The sequence below is a fragment of the Brucella oryzae genome, assembly GCF_041929965.1.
Classification (GTDB): Bacteria; Pseudomonadota; Alphaproteobacteria; order Rhizobiales; family Rhizobiaceae; genus Brucella; species Brucella oryzae.
The window spans coordinates 174,281-195,623 of sequence record NZ_JBHEEO010000006.1; the positions used below are offsets into that span (position 1 = coordinate 174,281).

Sequence of the window (21,343 nt, forward strand, 5' to 3'; positions counted from 1 at the left end):
TACACAAGGGTCATGCCCTTGATATATAAGGGTCCTAGTAAGCCTCGGAAATAACGAGGCCAACATGACCAGAAAAAATGTCCTGCTTATCGTCGTTGATCAATGGCGAGCAGATTTTATCCCTCACCTGATGCGGGCGGAGGGGCGCAAACCCTTCCTCAAAACTCCCAATCTTGATCGCCTTTGCCGGGAAGGCTTGACCTTCCGCAATCACGTCACGACCTGCGTGCCGTGTGGCCCGGCAAGAGCAAGCCTGCTTACGGGGCTCTACCTGATGAACCATCGGGCAGTGCAGAACACCGTTCCGCTTGATCAGCGCCATTTGAATCTCGGCAAAGCCCTCCGCGCCATCGGCTACGATCCCGCGCTCATCGGTTACACGACGACGACACCTGATCCGCGCTCGACGTCCCACAGAGATCCGCGTTTTACGGTTCTTGGCGATATCATGGACGGGTTTCGCTCCGTAGGCGCATTCGAACCCAATATGGACGGGTATTTTGGCTGGGTGGCGCAGAACGGCTTCGAACTGCCGGAGAATCGCGAAGATATCTGGCTGCCGGAGGGGGAGCATTCCGTTCCGGGCGCTACCGACAAGCCGTCGCGTATCCCGAGGGAGTTTTCGGATTCCACATTCTTCACCGAACGCGCGTTGACATACTTGAAGGGGAGGGATGGCAAGCCTTTCTTCCTGCATCTTGGCTATTATCGTCCACATCCACCATTCGTCGCCTCCGCGCCTTATCATGCGATGTACAAGGCCGAAGATATGCCTGCGCCTGTTCGCGCGGATAGTCCGGACGCCGAAGCGGCACAGCATCCCCTTATGAAGCATTATATCGATCACATCAGGCGCGGTTCGTTCTTTCATGGGGCGGAAGGGTCGGGTGCAACGCTTGACGAAGGTGAGATTCGCCAAATGCGCGCCACCTATTGCGGCCTGATTACGGAAATCGACGATTGTCTGGGGCGGGTCTTCGCTTACCTTGATGAAACGGGTCAGTGGGACGATACACTGATCATCTTCACCAGCGATCACGGTGAGCAGCTCGGTGATCATCATCTGCTTGGCAAGATCGGTTACAATGACGAAAGTTTCCGCATTCCTTTGGTTATAAAGGATGCAGGACAGAACCGGCACGCTGGCCAGATCGAAGAAGGCTTTTCCGAAAGCATCGATGTCATGCCAACCATCCTCGAGTGGTTGGGCGGGGAAACGCCACGTGCTTGCGACGGACGTTCGCTACTGCCGTTTCTGGGCGAGGGAAAGCCCGCCGACTGGCGTACAGAACTGCATTACGAGTTCGACTTCCGCGACGTCTTCTACGATCAGCCGCAGAACTCGGTGCAGCTTTCCCAAGATGATTGCAGCCTTTGCGTAATTGAGGACGAAAACTACAAGTACGTGCATTTTGCGGCTTTGCCGCCACTGTTCTTCGATTTGAAGGCAGACCCGCACGAATTCAACAATCTGGCTGAAGACCCCGCTTATGCGGTTCTCGTTCGCGACTACGCCCAGAAGGCTTTGTCGTGGCGGCTGTCTCATGCCGACCGGACACTCACCCATTACAGATCCGGCCCGCAAGGGCTGACAACGCGCAACCATTGATCTCAGGAGCAACCAAATGATCAATCTGACCCGACGCGGAATGCTTGGCCTTTCAGCCGGTGCCGCCGGTTCGCTCGTCCTGCCGCGCTTTGCAATCGCACAGGCTGACAATCGCCCATCGATCACCATTGCTGTCCAGAAGGTGGCAAACAGCAATACGCTCGACGTTCTTCGCGAGCAGTCGAATGTCGGCGAACGCGTTTTCTTTTCCAGTATCTGGGAAGCGTTGATCGACCGTGATTGGCTGGGCGGTCTTTCCGCAGTGCCAGGTCTTGCGACCGAATGGACCCGCATTGACGACAAAACCGTTGAACTGAAACTCCGGCAAGGCGTGAAGTTCCACAATGGCGACGAGATGACCGCCGAGGACGTTGCCTTCACCTTTGGCAAGGAACGTATGTTTGGAGACACGCAGCCAGCCGAAGGCAAGACAATATATGTCTCGGAGAAAAACCCGCTCGGCCGTGAAAGCAAGGAACTGCCGCTTGAAGTGCCAGCAACGGCGCGCCGCTCGTGGCCAGCCCTTCTCGGTGTCGAAGTAGTCGACAAATATACCGTACGCTTCAAGAACGGTACGCCGGACGTCACGATGGAAGGCCGCATCTCCCGTTACGGCAGCCAGATCATGAGCCGTCGTGGTTGGGAAGAGTCGCCGAGCTATCTCGATTGGGCGCGCAAGCCGGTTACTACCGGGCCTTACAAGGTTGTCGAGTTCAAGCCTGACAATATGCTGGTGCTCGAAGCTCATGACGAATATTGGGGTGGACGCCCGCCGCTGAAGCAGATCCGCTTCATCGAAGTACCGGAAGTGGCCTCCCGCATCAATGGTCTGCTCTCGGGTGAATATCAGTTCGCCTGTGATATTCCGCCGGATCAGATTGAGGGCATCGAAAAGAACGACGCTTTCGAGGTTCAGGGCGGCACGATTCTCAACCACCGTCTAACCGTGTTCGACAAGTTCCATCCGCAACTGGAAAATCCGTTGGTGCGTCGCGCATTCACCCATGCGATCGATCGTCAGGCGATCGTAGATTCGCTGTGGGCCGGTCGTACGGTCGTTCCGGCTGGTCTCCAGTGGGATTATTATGGCGATATGTTCGTTCAGGGCTGGAATGTTCCGGAGTATAACCCGGATCTCGCCAAACAGCTTTTGAAAGAAGCCGGTTACAAGGGTGATGCAATCCCTTACCGCCTGCTCAACAATTACTATACCAACCAGACCCCAACTGCGCAGATCCTTGTGGAGATGTGGAATCAGGTGGGCCTGAACGTTGAAATCCAGATGCAAGAAAACTGGCAGCAGGTTCTGGAGAAGAGCCCAGGACGTGCCGTGCGCGACTGGTCTAATTCCGCGCCATTCAACGACCCGGTTTCTTCCATCGTCAGTCAGCATGGTCCGAATGGCCAGCAGCAACAGGTCGGCGAGTGGACGAATGAGGAAGCAAACAAGCTTTCCGTCATTCTGGAAACCAGCACCGACCATGCCAAACGCAAGGAAGCGTTCAAGCGGATGCTGGAAATCTGTGAACGGGAAGACCCTGCTTACACAGTCCTTCACCAGAACGCGACGTTCACTGCCAAGCCGAAGTCATTGAAGTGGAAGGCGGCGCCTGCTTTCGCAATGGATTTCCGCAAAAACAACTGGGCATGATCCATTTGTAGAGGCGGGCCCGGTTCGGCCGGGCTCGCTTTTCCTTTGGGGTTTCAAGCCCCGCGACTGTGAATGAACCAGAAGGATTGCATGATGCCGCTGGTCGAAATTTCCAATCTCAAAGTAGCCTTTGATGGCGTGCCGGTTCTGCATGGTATCGACCTCTCGATTGAGCGGGGCGAAGCCGTCGGATTAGTCGGGGAGTCTGGCTGCGGCAAGTCTGTGACCTGGTTGGCGGCGCTCGGCCTCCTGCCGAAGAAGGCGTCGATCTCCGGTAGTGTTCTCCTAGAAGGAACAGAATTGCTCACCGCATCGCGCAGCACGCTCGAAGGTGTTCGGGGTGGTCGTATTGCGATGATCTTTCAGGACCCGTCGAGTTCGTTGAATCCGGTTATCCGGGTTGGGCGACAGATTGAGGAAGCCGTGCGGCTTCATCGTAACCTGAAAGGATCAGCCGCCCGGGCGGAAGCTTTGCGATTGATGGAACTGGTGGGGATACCGGATGCAGGCCGACGCATCGATAATTATCCGCACGAATTTTCCGGTGGTCAAAACCAGCGCTTGATGATTGCCATGGCGCTGGCAGGTAATCCCGATATCCTGATTGCAGATGAGCCTACGACAGCACTTGATGCTACGATTCAGGCTCAAATTCTTGATCTATTGGCTGCATTGCGTGCGGAAACCGGCATGGCTGTGGTCTTTATCAGTCATGATCTTGGGGCTGTATCGCAAATTTGCGAACGGGTCTCCGTCATGTATGCCGGGCGTATCGTCGAACAGGCCCGGACCGAAGCGCTTTTTACTGCTCCGCGTCATCCTTACACGCACGGTCTGTTTGATTCCATTCCCAGCCTTGAGGGCGGGCGCAGCCGGCTCATACCCATCGAGGACACAGTTCCTGAGCCCGGCAAGCTTCCGCAAGGTTGCTCATTCTCGCCACGCTGCTTGAGCGCGAGTGACCTCTGCGCTCGAAGCCTGCCAAGACTCGGTGTCCCGCAGGACGATGCCGGTGAGGGGCGTATGGTCGCCTGTTTTCATCCCCATCCGGCCGCGTCGCATTTGCTGCCGTCCATCGGCGGCCATATTTCAACCCCGGCGAGCACAAGGGCAATAGCACAATGACAGCCGCTCTCATCGAAGCTCGCGATCTTGTCAAAACATACACGTCGCGCAAAGGCCCTTTTGCAAAACCGGTCGCAGTGCGCGCCGTCGACGGGCTTTCCATATCGGTCGCTCCGGCAACAACGCTGGGCATCGTTGGCGAGTCCGGTTCGGGTAAATCCACGACCGGGCGGCTGCTTCTCGGTCTCGAAGATCCCAGTGAGGGAGAAGTCACGTTCGAAGGTTCAGCCCTGCCTCGCCAGAAGACTGCAGGCTGGCGCGCTTTACGGGCGCGTATGCAGCTCGTCTATCAGGACCCTCTGGCAGCTCTGGATCGACGCCTGCCGATTGGCCGTCAGATTGCCGAGCCGCTGGAAATCCATGGCATTGGAACACCTGCTGAGCAGAAAGCGCGTGTTGCGGAGCTGATGCGAGCGGTCGGTCTCCGTCCCGATCAGGCTTCTCGCTATCCGCATGAGCTTTCGGGCGGGCAGCGTCAGCGCGTCGTCATCGCGCGGGCCATCGCGTCCAGGCCGCAACTCATTGTCTGTGATGAACCAGTATCAGCGCTGGATGTTTCTATTCAGGCGCAGGTCGTAAACCTTCTGCGGGATTTGCAGGAACGCGAAGGCATTGCGATGGTTTTCATCAGCCATGATCTGAAGGTGGTGCGTAATATTTCGGATCGTGTCGTGGTTATGTATCTGGGCCGTATTGTCGAAGAAGCATCCTCGGACGAAATTTTTGCCAAGCCGCTTCACCCCTATACGCAGGCACTCGTGTCGAGCGTTCCTGTCGCGGGAACGCCGCTCAGCGATCGTATCATTCTGCAGGGTGAGCCGCCTAATCCTGCGGCGCGACCCAGTGGCTGTGCCTTTCATCCCCGCTGCCGTTTTGCCGTTCCGCGCTGCAGCAGCGAGGTACCTGAACTCCTCGACATGCCAGCGGGACGCAAAGTGGCCTGCCATTTTGTCGGAACCCCGCAGACGGACAATATTCATGCTTAGATTTCTGACGGTTCGCGGATTCCGCGCATTTGTGACCATTCTTCTGGTGGTGACATTTGCCTTTGTGGTGTTGCGCATGTCTGGTGATCCAGCCCAGATCATCATGGGACCGGACGCGCCGCCGGAAGCCATAGCTGCATTCCGGAAGAACTGGGGTCTCGACGATCCCCTCTGGCAGCAATATTTACGCTATTTCGGAGCCATTGCGCGCGGCGATCTTGGAATTTCGATGCGCGATGGTCAGTCTGCGATCACACTTGTGGCGGAGCGCATCCCCGCCACCCTCCAGCTAACGATACCGGCGTTGTTGATCAAGCTTGGACTTGGCATTCCCGCCGGAATTTATGCTGCGCTGCATCGCAACAGCTTCATTGACCGAGCTGTCATGGCCACTGCCGTAATCGGCTTCACTTTACCGAGTTTTGTCCTTGGCCTGCTGCTCGTGCTGGTGTTTTCAGTTTCGTTGGGCTGGCTGCCTTCGGGCGGACAGGATAGCTGGACGCACGCCATTCTCCCTATCATCACGATGGGACTGGGCGGTGCGGCCATTCTGGCGCGGTTCTCCCGCAGCGCGATGATCGAGATTCTGGGGCAACCCTATATTCGTACGGCGAGCGCCAAAGGAGTGTCCTGGCGCAATGTGGTATGGCGGCACGCACTGCCCAACGCGGCTATTCCGATTGTCACTATCGTCGGGTTTATGGTCGGGTCGCTGATTGCAGGAGCAGTGGTTGTTGAATCACTCTTCTCATGGCCGGGCGTGGGAAGGTTGCTCGTGGTTTCGGTTGCCAACCGCGATCTCGCTATCGTGCAATGCATCCTGCTTCTCGTGGCGGCGACGATGGTGATTTCCAATTTCATCGTCGATCTTCTCTATGGTTATCTCGATCCGCGTTTGCGTCAGGCGCAGGGCAAGGCATGAGGATGAACCGATGACGGATATGACTGCCAATATTGCCGCTGTTTCCACGCAACCGAAAAAGAGCTGCAAAAGCATTCCGCCGATGGTCGTCATCGGCTTTATCTGGATTGCCGCGATGATCCTGATTGCGCTGACTGCGGACTGGATAAAGCCCTACAACATCACAGCCTTTGACCTGAAAAATCGCCTCGCACTGCCGGGGAATGTACAGCACTGGCTGGGTACCGATGAGCTGGGACGTGACGTGCTCTCACGCCTAATCGAATCCATTCGCATTTCGTTGCTCATCGCATTCGGTGCGACGATCATTTCGGCGGTGTTCGGGACGATGCTTGGTTTCCTTGCAGCCTATTTTCGAGGTGCGGTGGAACAGGTTGTGGTCATGCTGGCTGATTTTCAGGCTGCGCTGCCATTTCTGATTCTGTCGCTTGCCGTGCTGGCATTCTTTGGCAGCTCGCTTCTACTGCTGACCTGCCTGATGGGTTTCTACGGTTGGGAGCGTTATGCCCGTGTCGCACGTGGACTGGCCGTTTCGGCTAATGCACAAGGCTATGCGGCAGCGGTTACCCAGCTCGGCGCTACGCCGTCGCGCGTGTATCTCAAGCATATCCTCCCGAACATTGCTTCGACGCTGATCGTCTCGATGACGCTGACATTCCCGGAAATCATTCTCCTCGAAAGCAGTCTCTCGTTTCTGGGGTTGGGCGTGCAGCCGCCAATGACCAGCCTTGGCAATATGGTGGGTTATGGCCGCGAATATCTCACTCGCGCGCCATGGATCATGCTCGCGCCGTCATTTGTAATCATGTTCACGACGCTGTCGATCAGCTTTGTGGGTGATTGGCTACGTGACAAGCTGGACCCGACCACGAGATGAGACCGCTCACCCTCCAACACTTGGACCTTGCGATTCTGAAAGTGAGTTGTTTAGTGTGGGGTGACAGAATTTTTATGGGAACAGACTTCTTATGTTGAAGAATATCAATCCATTGCTGACCGGCTCTTTGCTCGAGGTTCTGGCCGATATGGGGCACGGAGACGATCTCGTGATTGTCGATGCCAATTATCCGGCGCAGTCCTCTGGCGTGCACGTACTGGATTTTCCGGGAATCACTGCGACGGATCTGGCGGAGGCCGTTTTGTCGCTGCTGCCTTTGGACGATTTTGTCGATAAGCCAGCCGCTGTCATGCAAGCACCTAATGAAACGCCAGCGATTTTCAACGAATTTGAAAGGGTCATAGAAAAGGCCGAGGGACGGAAGATTTCTGTCGATCCGGTTGAAAGATTTGCCTTTTATCACCGCGCTCGCGACGCTTTTGCGATCATTCGCACCGGTGAGAAACGGCTTTATGGCAATATCATTTTCAAAAAGGGCGTCATCCGCTCCTAAGCGATGACATTGATATCAATGCATGAAAAACCCGGGCATTGAGCCCGGGTTTTTGATTCCAGCTTTATTCCTGTGACTTTTCTGCCTGATCCTTCATCGGGCCCTTGTGCTCACCACCCTTGTGGTTGCCCATGTGATGTGGGCCTTTGTGGTGAGAGCCTCTGGTCTGGTGATGCATCTTCGCAGCACGCATTTCGCTGCGATCGATTTTGCCATCCTCGTTCCGATCCAGTGCAGCGAATTCCTTCTTGCGCTGGTTCTCCACTTCGGCAAGTGTAACCTTGCCATCGCCATTGATATCAAGGCGACGCTCCATGCGGTCAGCTGCCCGGCTCACGATGCGCTTGAGTGCCAGTGCTTCGATTTCGGCGCGAGAAAGTACGCCGTCGCCATCGGTATCGGCGGCCTTGAGGTTATCCATGCGTGAAAATTTCTCAAGATCGACGGGGCCACGCTTGCCCTTCATGTCCTTGTTCGGGGCAACGGTCGTCTCTGCTACCGGTTTATCAGTATTTGCACTGTCATTTTCTTGTGCCAGTGCGGGTACAGCAAGCAACGATGTCGCAATTACAGCGATAAATGCGGTCTTCGATTTCATGGCTATTTGACTCCATTACTCTTTTGCAGGGACGCCGCTAAAAAGGCGTGCGAGTAATGTCGGTCTTTTTAGATGAACCGCATATGAATATGCCAATTAATTATCGGTAATGTATTGGGGTATGTATGAGAAAGCTGAAGCAGAAGCATTCTCGAAAGCGAGGAATCTGCAAATACGGAGACACATGTTCGTTCGAATAGGAAGATTCTGTCTGATTCATAGAGATCAGTTATCAGCGGAAGTGTTTGTTTTCAGAAGAGAAAATGGTGGGTGATGTAGGGATCGAACCTACGACCCGCTGATTAAGAGTCAGCTGCTCTACCAACTGAGCTAATCACCCACTCGCTTTGCCGAGGCAGCGGCCCCGGTGAAGTGAGCGGTTCTATAACGGCCTCTTTTCCACCTGTCCAGCCTTCAACTGCAAAATTTCTGAAAAAAATGACAGCTTGCCCAAAAATCCCGGAAATGCGGGTCTTTCGAAAATCCATTTCTGCGTGTTACCGGTGTATTTTTCAGTGTGTGTGTATTCTGGTTGTATTTCTTAAGGCTCTTTTGGGAATCAGAAATGAGAGATTCTTGATTTGATTCATTTTTTCACGTCTCCGGCGTTGTAAGCCGAACCCCGCGGTTCCATATTTGCCAATGCTGGACTAATACGTCCGGTGGGGAGGTTTCGTTCAGGGAGTAGAGCCACGCTGCAAATGTCGCAGCTATGTCATCAATTATTGATGCTTGTCTGAGAAGTTACGGCATATAAAAGACTTGATCGGTTGGTATTAGTTCTGAAGTCACGGAAACTGGCATCGCCTCTAAAATTTGTCTGAGCAAGGCGCTTTATGCACCGGGTTGCCCTTGCCGAAGAAAACAGAAACGGCTCACATCGTTTCAAAATCCGGTTCGCGACATTTGAGGACGGAATGGAAAGCATAATAGGCGATCTCGGACAGTTTATTTCCGATCATCGGGCATGGGCTGGGCCTATCGTGGGCATCATCGCCTTTGGCGAGTCTCTCGCTATTATAGGGATGTTCATTCCAGCCACTCCGATCATGATCGCCATCGGCGGCCTCGTGGGTGCCGGAATCATCGAACCCATTCCCGTTATCATCGGCGCGATCATTGGTGCTGTTATCGGCGATATTATCTCCTATTTCCTGGGCTGGTGGCTTGGTCGCAACATCATTCACAAATGGCCGCTCAACAAGCACCGCAGTGGTGTAGCGCGTGCACGCCTACTCTTCCGTCGCTATGGTTTTTCGGCGGTGTTCCTGGGCCGCTTCTTCGGTCCTGTACGCTGCACCGTGCCGATGGTTGCCGGCATGATGTCGATGGATCAGACGCGCTTCCAGACTGCCAATGTCCTATCTGCACTGGTATGGGCCCCGCTAATGTTCCTTCCTGGCTGGCTGGCTGGTCGTGGCGCAGGTGTCTTCGCCAGAATGGACAGTGATCACATGTTCTGGTTTGTCATCGGGATCACTATCGTCACCATTCTCGTGACGGTCATTGGCGTTCGGTTTTTCAAAGCCCGTCCGCGTCGGGAGCGTAAGCGCCGCGTTCATGTCTCACCAGCCGAATAGTCGGTCTCTTGTGCAGCAGGCTTCAGTCTGCTTAATAACAGAACAATATGTTCCATATGGCAACCGGTGTTGCTGAGGCTTGGAGCCTCGCAAGCGCCTCATATAAGGTTCATCGCGCTTTATGCCCGACGACAGTTCTGACGATTCGTCTTCTCGAAGTCCGAGTTCCCCGGAGGGGTGTTCGGGCTTCCCGCGCGTTGAACAATTCCCGATAGTCTTTGTCCGCCAGGGGCTGGACCGCACAAAAGCGGCCCGGCCACAAACTGCTTGCGGCGTAGTTTCCAATTTCCATTTCTGCTGATCGTTAAAGGAGCCGACATATCATGGACTGGTCCATGGACTGGATTGCCGACCCCAATGCCTGGATAGGTTTGGTGACATTGGTGATACTCGAGATTGTTCTCGGTATCGACAATCTCGTCTTCATCGCCATTCTGGCCGACAAACTGCCTCCGCACCAACGCAATCGTGCGCGGCTGATCGGCCTTAGTCTCGCTCTTCTGATGCGTTTGGTACTGCTGGCGTCGATTTCCTGGATCGTCACTCTGCGAGAGCCCTTGGTGTTGCTGATGGGGCTGTCGTTTTCGGGACGCGATATTATCATGCTGATAGGCGGGCTCTTCCTTCTCGCCAAGGGCACGATGGAACTCCACGAGCGGCTAGAGGGGGATCATGGGCCAAAAAGTTCCAAGGTCGTGCATGCTGTGTTCTGGCAAGTGATTGTTCAGATTGTCGTTCTGGATGCGGTATTCTCGCTCGATAGCGTCATCACGGCTGTTGGCATGGTCCAGCACCTGCCGGTCATGATGATTGCTGTGGTTATCGCCATTGGCGTGATGATGCTTGCTTCCAAGCCGTTGATGGACTTTGTCAACAAACACCCCACCGTCGTCATCCTCTGTCTTGGCTTTTTGATGATGATTGGCTTCAGTCTGGTCGTGGAAGGTTTCGGCTTCCACATTCCAAAGGGTTATCTCTATGCAGCGATCGGTTTCTCGGTATCGATCGAAGCGGCAAATCAGATGTCGCGACGCAACCGCGAGAAGCTTGTAACCACCAATGACCTACGAGAACGCACGGCGGGTGCTGTCCTGCGCCTGCTGGGCGGTGGTCGAGGCGAAAACCCGCTTTCCGACACGGTCGATGTGATTGCCCAGCAGACAGCGGCTAGGGATGTCTTCCTGCCGGAAGAAAAGGAGATGATCCGCGGCGTTCTCGATCTGGCTGATCGACCTGTGCGTTCCATCATGTCGCCACGCAATGAGATCGAGTGGCTTGACCTCGATGAAGACGAAGCGGAACTGAATGCGGCCATTCGCAAGCTGTCACATTCACGCGTCATCGTTGCACGTCGTCAGGTGGATGAGTTCATCGGCGTGGCGCTTGTGAGGGATATTTTGCTCGATATTGGCGATAGGAAGCCTATCGACTGGGACAAGACTGTAAAACAACCGCTTGTCGTGCATGAAAATGCAAATGTGTTGCGCGTTATGGAGCAGTTGCGCAACTCACCTGTCCAGATCGCGGTGGTGGTGGACGAGCACGGTTCTTTCGAAGGTGTCGTGACACCCACCGACGTTCTGGAAGCCATTGCCGGTGAGTTTCCTGATGAAGATGAGGAGGCGGCGGTCGCGCAGTCGGACGGTCATGGTGGTTATCTTGTGGATGGCTTTACCGATATTCGTCGGCTGAGTGGTCTTCTTGAACGCGACCTTCTCGATGATGGTGATCGCTATACGACGCTGGCCGGTTATGTTCTTTGGCATCTGGGCCATTTGCCGCTGGGTGGGGAAAGCTTCGTTGCCGATGGACTGGAGTTCAAGATCGAGTCGATGAATGGTCGTCACATCGGCAAGGTCCGCATTATCCCCTCAATCGACTATGACGTGTAATCGGAATGAATTTGCGGGCTGGTTGGTCTGGCTCGCAAATTATTTCATGCGGTTAACTCCGATAAAATAAGTAGGTTATTGACAAAAGCCGAGAAGCCTTCAAAATTAACCTATCGTTCATCGTTGCGGCGAAAGCGCGACAATATTTGAGCGGAAGGCAATGAGGAGGCTAGGCATGAAGCGAACCGTTCAACTGCTCGCTACGAAAATGAAGAATACGTTTTTGCGTGTTCCGGCCTTTTTGGAGCAGCCTTGGCGCGAAATGAAGTTGAATGCGGAAGAGATCGCAGCCCGCCGCCGTAGTCGGCTGGAGCGTGGCGAGCATAATTTTCTCTGGTGCTGGCAGCATCGCGGTTTCTGGTGAGACCAGGAGTCCAAGAAAAGGTTTGAAGGCAGGGGGCGGAAGTCTCCTGCCTTTTGCATTTCATTTTATGGTTTCGATCCTGATGAGAATTATTTTCTCATGCCAGCATGTGGTTTGGGTGCAGGTTCCATGAATGGCTTTGAATGTAGTTTATATATTTAAAACAATGATTTAGATTGATTTTGTCTCTTCTCTCGTTAGATTTGTTTTCCGAAAACAATCCAGTTTAGAGCGCTTTTCGCAAACAGCGCGGTGGGGATGGGTCTAATGAGAAAAATTATTCTATATGCGGCGGTAGCCCTCGGTCTCGGCGCCGCTCCGGTTCATGCGCAGGAGCCGAAGGAAATCCTCAACGTTTCCTATGATATCGCGCGAGAACTCTACGAACAGGTCAACAAGGCCTTCATCGCAGACTGGAAGACCAAGACCGGTGAAGATCTGACCGTCAATCAGTCCCATGCGGGCTCCTCGAAGCAGGCGCGTTCGATCCTGGAAGGGCTTGAGGCGGATGTCGTTACCTTCAATCAGGTAACCGACGTGCAGGTTCTGCATGACAAGGGCAATCTCATTCCGGCCGATTGGCAGAAGCGACTCCCGAACAACTCGTCACCCTACTATTCATTCCCTGCTTTCCTTGTTCGTGAGGGCAATCCGAAGAACATCAAGAATTGGGATGATTTGGCGCGTGACGACGTGAAGGTGATCTTCCCGAATCCGAAAACTTCGGGCAATGCGCGCTATACCTATCTTGCTGCGACGGCGTACGCGAACGAAGCATTCAAGGGAGATCAGGCAAAAGTTCACGAATTTATCGGGAAGATTTTCAAGAATGTGCCCGTGTTCGATACGGGCGGTCGTGGCGCAACGACGACTTTTGCCGAACGTGGCATTGGCGACGTTCTGGTGACTTTCGAGGCTGAAACACGCGGAACCGAAAAGGTTCTCGGACCGGACAAATATGACGTTGTCGTACCGGAAGTCAGTCTGCTGGCAGAGTTTCCCGTTACGGTCGTCGACAAGGTGGTAGACAAGCGCGGATCGCGCAAGATTGCCGAAGCCTATCTCGATTATCTATATTCGCCGGAAGGCCAGGAGATTCTGGCTCAAAACTTCAACCGCGTGCATGACAAGGACGTCATCGCAAAGCACAAGGATATCTATCCCGATGTGCGTCTCGTGACGGTTGAAGATGCTTTCGGTGGCTGGGCGAAAGTTCAGAAGGAACATTTCGCCGAAGGCGGAGTGCTCGATCAGCTCTTCACCGGCAAGTAAACAGAGCCAATTGGTGATCCCTGAGGGATCGCCTTGCTTTTTGGAAAAATCCAGTGTCGCTTCTAAGCATGAAACGTAATTCTGTGCTGCCGGGGTTCGGACTGACCCTCGGCTGCACTTTGCTTTATCTGGCTGTTATTGTGGCCTTGCCACTGCTGGCCATGATCCTGAAAACAGCAAGTCTGGGCTGGAGCGACTTCTGGAGCATCGTGACCTCAGATCGGGCACTGGCGACCTATAAGATCACCTTGAGTGCAGCCGCAGTAGCAACCGTATTTAACGGCCTATTCGGTCTCTTGCTGGCCTGGGTGCTGACGCGATATGAATTTCCAGGCAAACGGCTGATCGATGCTGCCGTTGATCTTCCCTTCGCGCTGCCGACTGCCATAGCAGGTCTGGCACTCGTAACCTTGTTTGCTCAGAACGGCTGGTTCGGGCGGTTTCTTGAACCGATCGGAATAAAGGTTGCCTACGCACCGCTTGGCATCATGATCGCGATGTTCTTTACCAGCATCCCATTTGCCATCCGCACGGTTCAACCGGTACTGGAGGATATGAGCGCGGATGTGGAAGAAGCTGCCCGTAGCCTGGGAGCCAGTTCCTGGCAGATATTCTCACACATTATTTGGCCGACCATCTTTCCGGCTTTCCTTGCCGGTTCGTCGCTTTCCTTCGCGCGCAGCCTCGGTGAATTTGGTTCGATTGTCTTTATCTCGGGCAATCTTCCCTTCGAAACCGAAGTGACATCGCTGCTCGTTTTCATCCGGCTTGATGAATACGACTATCCCGCTGCCGCAGCGCTTGCATTCGTAATGCTTGTCACGGCTTTCGTGATGCTTCTTGTGACCAATCTCATTCAGGCAAGGCAGCTTCGTTATGCAGAACGTTAGCGCAAGCCTGCAGGCACGAAATTCCGGGCCGATGCGTAACCTGTTGATCTGGCTGGCGGCTGGCTTGTCGTTGATCTGCATCGGGGCTCCGCTCGCCGTTATCTTCTCTTATGCTTTCAGCAAGGGTGTCGGCGTTTTCTTCAGCGAAATACTGAAACCAGATACTCTGCATGCGGTATGGCTGACCGTTTTAACGGCTATTGTCGTCGTGCCGATAAACATGGCCTTCGGTGTCTGTGTCGCATGGCTTGTCACCAAGTTTCGTTTTCCGGGCAGACGGTTGCTGATTACTTTCGTTGAGATACCGTTCTCAGTCTCACCCATCGTAGCCGGTGTGACCTATCTTTTCCTCTATGGATCGCAAGGCCTGCTGGGGCCGCTGCTGGAAACCTATGACGTCAAGATCATGTTCACGGTTCCGGCGATTTTTCTTGTCAGCCTCTTCGTGACTTCACCCTTCGTGGCGCGTGAATTGATCCCGCTTATGGAGGTGCAGGGGAGCGATGAAGAAGAGGCGGCCCTAACCCTTGGCGCCAATGCCTGGCAGACCTTTTTCTATGTCACTTTGCCTAATATCAAATGGGCATTGCTCTATGGTGCCGTGCTTTGCAATGCGCGCGTCATGGGGGAGTTTGGAGCAACTTCGGTCGTTTCAGGTGCTATCCGAGGTAAGACCAACACGCTGCCGCTTCAGGTGGAACTACTGTTCAACGACTACAACGTTGCCGGTGCTTTCGCTGCGGCTTCGACACTCGCCTTGATCGCTCTTCTTACCCTTGTCTTGAAGGTTCTGCTTGAACGCAGGCAGGGTGCCTGAAACGAAAAGCCGCCCATTTTTTGAATGGGCGGCTGGCGGTCATGCTGCTTGGGAAAGCGCGTTGTTTACCGGTTCTCTATGAAGAGAGGATGCCAGGATTATCCCCTCCGGCCAGCGGCTGAATCCGCTTGCTACATTGATGTGGCCGGCATGGCCGAGATCGACGAAACCCGATCCCCACACATGTGAAAGAGCTTCTGCCTTGGCAAAGCTCATATATTCATCGTTGCGGCTTGAGACGACGATGGACGGAAAACCCAGTTCATGGCGCGGGAGCGGAGCAAAGCTCTGGAACCGATCATCCTTACGAGCCATTGTTTCGGCGTCGGCCGGTGCAACCAGAAGGGCGCCCGCCACATGAGCCGCCGACGGGCGGCTAGCCAGATGTGCGACCAGTGCGCAGCCAAGACTATGTGCGACCAGAACTGCCCCCGGATTTTCGGCGAGTTTGGCTTCGAGCGCGTGCATCCAGTCGGATAGCACCGGATAGTGCCAGTCGTCCTGTTCGACGAACAATGCTGACGGATCGTCATGCAACCATTGGCGCTGCCAGTGGCCTGCTTCCGATCCCTTGTAGCCGGGGATGATCAATGTTGCAGGCATGTGTTTTTCCTCTTGGATTAAGCCTTGGGAGGGCGTTCAGTTTCGCAACTCGTATCTACTGCGAAACTGGTTCCAAGATAGAAGGCTGAATGTGCTATTTTAAGGAAAAGAAATTCAATTTACGACTGTTTACGAAAAAAACTACTCTGCCGCGCTAGTCTCTATTTTCGCTGTTTTTCGTTCCATCGGAGCAGAAACTGTGACTTTTCGAAAACCAGCACCACCACAAGGGACATCGCGAACGGGATAAGAAGATAGAGCAGGCGGAAGACGATCAGCGCTGCCAGCACGTCAGCCTGATTCATATCCGGTAAGCCGGTAAGGAAAACGAGTTCCAGAACACCGAGACCACCCGGAGCGTGCGAGATCAGGGCTGCCGAGAACGAGACCAGGAAAATGCCGAGAATAATGAGAAAACCGGGATTACCAGCCTCGGGCAGGGCGAAATAGATGATACCGGCGGCACCGATTAATTCCAGCGGGGCGACGATGAGTTGCTGCACAACGACCGACATGCGTGGATATTCAAGACGAAAGCTGCCGATCTGAAGCGGGCGCAGGCGTAGCCAGCTCCCGAAAATGTAAAGCAGCACGAATGCCAGCATCAAAAGTGCGATGACGATGGACACAGTTGGTGTCAGCTCATCGTTGAAGCGCATGAGAATATGCGGCTCCAATAAGAGAACGATGCTGGATGTTATGATGACACCGAGAATAAATGTGAAAGAACAGAACGCGATAAGAACAGCGATTTCGCTGCCTGGCATGCCTTGTGAGGAATACGCTCTGTAGCGCACGACCGCACCAGATACGACCGAGGCACCGATATTGTGCGACAAAGCGTAGGTGGTGAAGGAGCAAAGCGCGATAAACAGCCAGGAAATTTTGCGTCTGAGATGCAAGAGTGCGATACGATCATAACCTGCAAGTGAACTGTAGGCCAGAAGTGCTGAAGCTGCCGCCAGTGCCCAATGATGGGCGCGAATAGCATAAAGACTGTCCAAAACATCGTCGAGCGAGATGCTGCGAAGTTCGCGATAGAGAAGCCAAGCCGAAATGCCGACTGCGCAAATACCCACGACCGGCCAGATGTAATCCTTTGCTTTCATCAACCAGTCACCGTGCCTTCATGCTTCATATCGTCCCCTTTTCTGCCCACGATATCTGTCGATCCGTTTTCCGATAGTAATCCCAGTGTGTTGGTCTGAGATTCCGCTACTTCGAAAACGGTTTCAGTGTTTTTCTTTATGATCTCAATTCCAATTGCTTTTGCCATTGCGGCTGCAATTTCTTCTTCACCCAAAATGACAAAATTTGCGCCAAGATCTTGCAAATATTGTGCTTCTGCCTTCGAACAGGCACGTGCGATAATGCTGATTTCTGGATTAGCAGCTCTTGCCAATGCTGTCGCCCGTCCAGCCTCGAAGGCATTGGGTATTGCTATGACCAAATTTCGAGCCGAGGCGGGATTGGCCGCTTTCAGTATTTCTGAATCTGAAGCGTTGCCAGCAATGGCTTCAATGCCTTTTTCTTTCAGCGAAATGCTGATCTTCGGCGAATCTTCAATGACAAGAAAAGGCGTGTTTTCTACCCGCAAGCCTGCTGCGATCCTTGCACCGATCTGGCCGTAGCCAACGACAATCGTATGTCCGGTTAGCAACGTTTGTGGCAAAGGTTCAGGTTCGGAAATGCTGAGTTCGATGCCAGTGTTTTCACCGGCAGACGTTTCGCTTTTGCTTCGCTTTTCGATCCATGGGCGCATTCGTTCCGCGGCAATGAACATAACCGGATTGAGGAAGATCGAAAGGATTGCGCCAGCGAGAATGAGGTCGCGTCCCGCTGGTGGGAGAAGGTTAAGACTGACGCCCAACCCCGCCAGAATGAACGAGAACTCACCAATTTGCGCAAGGCTTGCCGAAATGGTGAGTGCCGTGCTGACCGGGCGGCGGAAAGCGCGGACGATGAAGAACGCCGCGACCGACTTGCCGATGAGAATGATGGCAAGCGTTCCGAGCAGGGGGAGCGGATCGCGAAGCAGGCTCATCGGGTCGAACAGCATGCCGACCGAGATGAAGAACAGAACCGCGAAAGCATCGCGCAAGGGAAGGGATTCTTCTGCGGCCCGATGGCTGAGTTCGGATTCACTCATCACCATGCCGGCGAAGAATGCCCCCAGCGCGAAGGAAACGCCAAACAGATGCGCCGCACCGAAAGCGACGCCCAGTGCAATGGCCAGCACGCCCAGACGGAACAATTCGCGCGACCCGGTTTGAGCCACGACATTCAGAAGCCACGGTATGACCTTGCGACCGACGATGAGCATCAGGGCGACGAATAGAACAACCTTGGCAATGGTGAGAAGGATGATGCCGCCAATTCCAAGGCCGAGCCATGAAACGATGGGATCGCTTGCTGCCGTGCCTTCCGCACGGCCTGTTACACTGGCGACTGCCGGAAGCAGCACCAGTGCCATAACCATTGCGAGATCTTCGACGATTAGCCAGCCGACCGCAATGCGTCCGCGCTCCGTATCGATGAGGCGGCGCTCTTGCATGGCGCGCAGCAGGACGACCGTACTGGCCGTAGAAAGAGCCAGGCCGAAAACCAGCCCTGCTTGTACATCCCAACCGAGGGCGAGGCCAAGGCCGGTGCCAAGTGCTGCGGCGGCTGCGATCTGCGCAAGCGCGCCGGGAACCGCGATGGCTTTGACGGAAAGAAGATCCTTGAGGGAAAAATGCAGGCCCACGCCGAACATCAGCAGGATGACGCCAATTTCGGCAAGCTGAAGAATGAGATCCTGATCTGCAACGAAACCGGGTGTGTGCGGACCGGCAATGACACCGGCGAGAAGATAGCCGACGAGAGGAGAAATTTTCAGACGGGTGGCTATCGCACCGAAGATGAAGGCCAAACATAACCCGATGACGATTGTCGCAATCAAAGGCGTGTCATGGGGCATCAGGTGCCTTCCCCCTCTGGCTTTTCAATTTTGTAAATGGGAGCCGGGCAAGGCCTGAACCTTGCCCGGCAGATGGCTTATTTCTGCGCTGCGGCGCTGTCTTCGATCGCCTGGTGGACTTCCTTGCGATGCTGCCACCAGTTGCCTAGCAGAAGCAGGATCGGAGCAGCGATGAAGATCGACGACGACGTTGCGATAACAATACCGAACAGCATAGGCACGGCAAAATTGTGAACCGCGCTGCCGCCCCATACAGCCATTGGGAGCATACACAGGAACGTTGTCATCGATGTATAGATACAGCGGACGAGCACCTGATTGATACTCATATCGATGATCTCGCGCAGTGGCTTGGATTTATAAAGACGCATGTTTTCACGCATGCGGTCATAAACCACGACCTTGTCGTTTACCGAATAACCGATAGCTGTCAGAAGTGCTGCTATGGCCGTCAGGTTGAAGTCGAGTTGGAACAGAGCAAAAAAGCCAACCATCTTCGTGGTGTCCAGGATAAGCGTGATGATCGCGCCCATCGCAAAGAACCATTCGAAGCGCCACCAGAGATAGATGAGCATGCCAAGTGCGGACAGAATGACGGCAATGAAGCCTGAGCGCGCCAGTTCACCAGAGACCTTCGGGCCCACGACTTCTGTACGCTCGATTTTCACACCGGGGTCGAGTTCGGTAACAGCTTGCCGCATCTTGTTGACGGCAACCGTCTGCGCTTCCTCGCCACCGTCCTGACGCTGAACGCGGATCAGAACATCGTTCGGGCTACCGGCAGACTGAAGTGCTACTTCACCAAGTCCCAGCGCGCCGAGTTTTTCGCGCAGTTGTGCCAGATCGGCTGGTTGTGACGTGACGATTTCCGCCTGGATACCGCCCTTGAAGTCGATGCCGTAATTCAGCCCTGGCTTGAAGAACAGGCCAATTGACAGGATAGACAGCACGATCGAGACGCCAATACCGACGAAACGGGCGTTCATGAAGCTGATATTCGTCTTTTCTGGCACGAATTTCAGGAACGGTTCGATGACGAGCACCTTCAGCTTACGCTTGCGAACGTACCAGGCCATGACCATGCGAACCAGCGTCACATCCGTGAACATGGAGATAGCGATACCGAGCATCATGGTGATCGCAAAGCCACGAACCGGACCTGTGCCGAAGGTGAACAGCAGTAAGGTCGAGATCAGCGATGTGACATTCGCGTCCACAATGGTGGCGAAGGCGCTATGGAAGCCTTTATCCAGCGCGGCCATGGCCCCGAGGCCCCGTCGCGTTTCCTCACGAATACGTTCGTTGATGAGAATATTGGCGTCAACCGCGATACCAATACCGAGAATGATACCGGCGATGCCAGGCAATGTCAGCGTTGCGCCGATAAGGCTCAAGGCGGAGAAGGTGAGCAATGTGTGGAGCAACAGTGCTACGTTGGCAATGGTACCCCATACACCGTAAAGAAGCTGGATGAATACCGCGACCAGCACGAACCCGACGATACCCGTGATCAAGCCCATTTTGATGGCGTCACCGCCGAGGTCCGGACCAACCGTCCGTTCTTCTATAACGGTCAGTGGTGCGGGCAAGGCGCCAGCGCGCAGAAGCGCGGAGAGAACAACCGTGTCCTGAACCGTAAAGCTGCCGGAAATCTGGCCCGAGCCGCCCGTAATGGGTTCACGGATGACCGGCGCACTCAGCACCTTGCCGTCGAGTACGATTGCGAATGGACGATTGACGTTCTTCGTCGTGATGTCGGCGAACTGGCGTGCGCCGAGACTATCGAAACGGAAAGACACGATAGGCTCATTGGTGCGCTGGTCAAAACCTGCACGCGCATCGGTGAGGCGTTCGCCGGACAAGGCGATCTGATCCTCGATCGGGTATTTGATGTTCGGATCCTTGGAATCCGGCATGATGGTCACGCCTGGAGGGGGTGGATCGTTCGGATTGGCGTCCGCGACCATATGAAAACTCATTTTGGCCGTGCTTCCGAGGAGCTGACGAAGCTGCGCGGGGTCCTGAAGGCCGGGGAGCTGAACGACGATACGATCTGAGCCTACACGCTGAATGGAAGGCTCAGCGACACCGACTTGATCGACGCGCTGACGGATGATTTCAAGGCTCTGTTGGAGAGCGGCATCAAGACGGTAGTTGAAGCCTGCCTCTGTCAGAGTGAGACGTACCTGGTTGTCATTCGATGCAACGTCTATGTCATTGATCGCCGTGCCGAAACCGCTGGTGTTGACCTGTGAGATCAAGGTGCGTAGTGCAGTTTCTGCCTTGGAACGCTGGTCGGCATCAGGGATGGTCACGACAACGGCGTCGCCGACAGCGCGGATTGACTGCGGCTGGATACGCTCGGCGCGCAGCTTGCTGCGGGCATCATCAAGCAGAGAGCGTAAACGGTCTTTTTTCAGGCTCGCTGCATCGACTTCAAGCACAAGATACGAGCCGCCGCGCAGATCAAGGCCGAGCGTGACCTGACGCTTCGGGAACCAAGACGGCATCGCCTCCAGTTGCTTTTGAGTAAAAAAGTTGGGCAAGGCAATAATCACACCGATCGCAACGATCAGGCTATAAAGCACAACCACCCATTTCGAAGTACGCATGGATTAAGGTTCCGGTTGGGATGCCAATTCCCACTCATCAAGTGGCGTTGTAGGCATTGTTTGTAATGACGT

At 54.4% G+C, this 21,343-nt stretch carries 18 protein-coding genes and 1 tRNA gene; 13 read left to right on the top strand and 6 right to left on the bottom strand.

Going from position 1 to position 21,343, the window contains the following annotated elements:
* Nucleotides 1-64 precede the first annotated feature (64 nt).
* The 7 genes from pehA (at nt 65) to JNC70_RS08475 (ending at nt 7,684) form a co-directional block, all read left to right on the top strand.
* Entirely contained in the window at nt 65-1,609 is a 1,545-nt protein-coding gene (gene pehA / locus JNC70_RS08445; RefSeq protein WP_104755902.1) for a phosphoric/sulfuric ester hydrolase PehA, read from the top strand.
* A 16-nt stretch (nt 1,610-1,625) separates the two neighbouring features.
* The gene (locus JNC70_RS08450) at nt 1,626-3,260 is read left to right on the top strand and encodes an ABC transporter substrate-binding protein (RefSeq protein ID WP_104755901.1); all 1,635 of its coding nucleotides are present in this window, start codon (nt 1,626-1,628) and stop codon (nt 3,258-3,260) included.
* A 90-nt stretch (nt 3,261-3,350) separates the two neighbouring features.
* Complete coding sequence (locus JNC70_RS08455; protein ID WP_104755993.1) at nt 3,351-4,385, top strand: ABC transporter ATP-binding protein; 1,035 nt, start codon at nt 3,351-3,353, stop codon at nt 4,383-4,385.
* Complete coding sequence (locus JNC70_RS08460) at nt 4,382-5,371, top strand: ABC transporter ATP-binding protein (protein ID WP_104755900.1); 990 nt, start codon at nt 4,382-4,384, stop codon at nt 5,369-5,371. Before JNC70_RS08455 ends, JNC70_RS08460 begins: the two co-directional genes overlap by 4 nt.
* Nucleotides 5,364-6,293 carry an ABC transporter permease gene (locus JNC70_RS08465; protein ID WP_104755899.1) on the top strand — a complete coding sequence of 310 codons (930 nt, stop codon included), beginning with the start codon at nt 5,364-5,366 and terminating at the stop codon, nt 6,291-6,293. Before JNC70_RS08460 ends, JNC70_RS08465 begins: the two co-directional genes overlap by 8 nt.
* Before the next feature lie 82 nt (nt 6,294-6,375).
* Nucleotides 6,376-7,170, top strand: coding sequence for an ABC transporter permease (locus tag JNC70_RS08470; RefSeq protein ID WP_374788580.1), 795 nt, complete (start codon nt 6,376-6,378; stop codon nt 7,168-7,170).
* Between the two features lie 91 nt (nt 7,171-7,261).
* Nucleotides 7,262-7,684, top strand: coding sequence for an RbsD/FucU family protein (locus JNC70_RS08475; RefSeq protein ID WP_104755897.1), 423 nt, complete (start codon nt 7,262-7,264; stop codon nt 7,682-7,684).
* Nucleotides 7,685-7,748: 64 nt separating this feature from the next.
* On the opposite strand, the gene JNC70_RS08480 is transcribed toward JNC70_RS08475, so the two are convergent.
* A complete protein-coding gene (locus tag JNC70_RS08480; RefSeq protein WP_104755896.1) occupies nt 7,749-8,282 on the bottom strand; it encodes an EF-hand domain-containing protein in 534 nt (177 codons plus the stop codon).
* A gap of 264 nt (nt 8,283-8,546) precedes the next feature.
* Nucleotides 8,547-8,622 (bottom strand) — tRNA-Lys (locus tag JNC70_RS08485).
* 577 nt (nt 8,623-9,199) lie between these two features.
* On the opposite strand from JNC70_RS08485, the gene JNC70_RS08490 reads away from it, so the two are divergent.
* The 6 genes from JNC70_RS08490 to cysW all read left to right on the top strand — a co-directional run bounded on the left by JNC70_RS08490 (nt 9,200) and on the right by cysW (nt 15,097).
* Nucleotides 9,200-9,862 (top strand): DedA family protein, encoded by a 663-nt coding sequence (locus tag JNC70_RS08490; protein WP_104755991.1) that lies wholly within the window; start codon nt 9,200-9,202, stop codon nt 9,860-9,862.
* A gap of 323 nt (nt 9,863-10,185) precedes the next feature.
* Nucleotides 10,186-11,754, top strand: a complete 1,569-nt coding sequence (locus JNC70_RS08495) for a TerC family protein (protein ID WP_104755895.1) — start codon at nt 10,186-10,188, stop codon at nt 11,752-11,754.
* A 175-nt stretch (nt 11,755-11,929) separates the two neighbouring features.
* A complete protein-coding gene (locus tag JNC70_RS08500) occupies nt 11,930-12,118 on the top strand; it encodes a hypothetical protein (protein WP_104755894.1) in 189 nt (62 codons plus the stop codon).
* 267 nt (nt 12,119-12,385) lie between these two features.
* Entirely contained in the window at nt 12,386-13,390 is a 1,005-nt protein-coding gene (locus JNC70_RS08505) for a sulfate ABC transporter substrate-binding protein (RefSeq protein ID WP_104755893.1), read from the top strand.
* Between the two features lie 68 nt (nt 13,391-13,458).
* Nucleotides 13,459-14,280, top strand: a complete 822-nt coding sequence (cysT, locus tag JNC70_RS08510; protein ID WP_104755892.1) for a sulfate ABC transporter permease subunit CysT — start codon at nt 13,459-13,461, stop codon at nt 14,278-14,280.
* Entirely contained in the window at nt 14,267-15,097 is an 831-nt protein-coding gene (cysW, locus tag JNC70_RS08515) for a sulfate ABC transporter permease subunit CysW (RefSeq protein ID WP_104755891.1), read from the top strand. Before cysT ends, cysW begins: the two co-directional genes overlap by 14 nt.
* Nucleotides 15,098-15,136: 39 nt before the next feature.
* Here the strand turns inward: cysW and JNC70_RS08520 are convergent, their stop codons facing one another.
* The 4 genes from JNC70_RS08520 to secD all read right to left on the bottom strand — a co-directional run bounded on the left by JNC70_RS08520 (nt 15,137) and on the right by secD (nt 21,271).
* Nucleotides 15,137-15,700, bottom strand: coding sequence for an alpha/beta hydrolase (locus JNC70_RS08520; protein ID WP_104755890.1), 564 nt, complete (start codon nt 15,698-15,700; stop codon nt 15,137-15,139).
* 161 nt (nt 15,701-15,861) lie between these two features.
* On the bottom strand, nt 15,862-16,809 hold the full coding sequence (locus tag JNC70_RS08525) for a lysylphosphatidylglycerol synthase domain-containing protein (RefSeq protein ID WP_104755889.1): 948 nt from the start codon (nt 16,807-16,809) through the stop codon (nt 15,862-15,864).
* The gene (gene ybaL / locus JNC70_RS08530; RefSeq protein WP_104755888.1) at nt 16,809-18,659 is read right to left on the bottom strand and encodes a YbaL family putative K(+) efflux transporter; all 1,851 of its coding nucleotides are present in this window, start codon (nt 18,657-18,659) and stop codon (nt 16,809-16,811) included. The genes JNC70_RS08525 and ybaL overlap by 1 nt, the downstream gene beginning before the upstream one ends.
* A gap of 77 nt (nt 18,660-18,736) precedes the next feature.
* A complete protein-coding gene (gene secD, locus JNC70_RS08535; RefSeq protein ID WP_104755887.1) occupies nt 18,737-21,271 on the bottom strand; it encodes a protein translocase subunit SecD in 2,535 nt (844 codons plus the stop codon).
* Nucleotides 21,272-21,343 lie beyond the last annotated feature (72 nt).

Coding starts and splice junctions, on each gene's coding strand:
- pehA (WP_104755902.1), top strand. CDS start 65: ATGACCAGAAAAAATGTCCTGCTTATCGTCGTTGATCAATGGCGAGCA.
- JNC70_RS08450 (WP_104755901.1), top strand. CDS start 1,626: ATGATCAATCTGACCCGACGCGGAATGCTTGGCCTTTCAGCCGGTGCC.
- JNC70_RS08455 (WP_104755993.1), top strand. CDS start 3,351: ATGATGCCGCTGGTCGAAATTTCCAATCTCAAAGTAGCCTTTGATGGC.
- JNC70_RS08460 (WP_104755900.1), top strand. CDS start 4,382: ATGACAGCCGCTCTCATCGAAGCTCGCGATCTTGTCAAAACATACACG.
- JNC70_RS08465 (WP_104755899.1), top strand. CDS start 5,364: ATGCTTAGATTTCTGACGGTTCGCGGATTCCGCGCATTTGTGACCATT.
- JNC70_RS08470 (WP_374788580.1), top strand. CDS start 6,376: ATGGTCGTCATCGGCTTTATCTGGATTGCCGCGATGATCCTGATTGCG.
- JNC70_RS08475 (WP_104755897.1), top strand. CDS start 7,262: ATGTTGAAGAATATCAATCCATTGCTGACCGGCTCTTTGCTCGAGGTT.
- JNC70_RS08480 (WP_104755896.1), bottom strand. CDS start 8,282: ATGAAATCGAAGACCGCATTTATCGCTGTAATTGCGACATCGTTGCTT.
- JNC70_RS08490 (WP_104755991.1), top strand. CDS start 9,200: ATGGAAAGCATAATAGGCGATCTCGGACAGTTTATTTCCGATCATCGG.
- JNC70_RS08495 (WP_104755895.1), top strand. CDS start 10,186: ATGGACTGGTCCATGGACTGGATTGCCGACCCCAATGCCTGGATAGGT.
- JNC70_RS08500 (WP_104755894.1), top strand. CDS start 11,930: ATGAAGCGAACCGTTCAACTGCTCGCTACGAAAATGAAGAATACGTTT.
- JNC70_RS08505 (WP_104755893.1), top strand. CDS start 12,386: ATGAGAAAAATTATTCTATATGCGGCGGTAGCCCTCGGTCTCGGCGCC.
- cysT (WP_104755892.1), top strand. CDS start 13,459: ATGAAACGTAATTCTGTGCTGCCGGGGTTCGGACTGACCCTCGGCTGC.
- cysW (WP_104755891.1), top strand. CDS start 14,267: ATGCAGAACGTTAGCGCAAGCCTGCAGGCACGAAATTCCGGGCCGATG.
- JNC70_RS08520 (WP_104755890.1), bottom strand. CDS start 15,700: ATGCCTGCAACATTGATCATCCCCGGCTACAAGGGATCGGAAGCAGGC.
- JNC70_RS08525 (WP_104755889.1), bottom strand. CDS start 16,809: ATGAAAGCAAAGGATTACATCTGGCCGGTCGTGGGTATTTGCGCAGTC.
- ybaL (WP_104755888.1), bottom strand. CDS start 18,659: ATGCCCCATGACACGCCTTTGATTGCGACAATCGTCATCGGGTTATGT.
- secD (WP_104755887.1), bottom strand. CDS start 21,271: ATGCGTACTTCGAAATGGGTGGTTGTGCTTTATAGCCTGATCGTTGCG.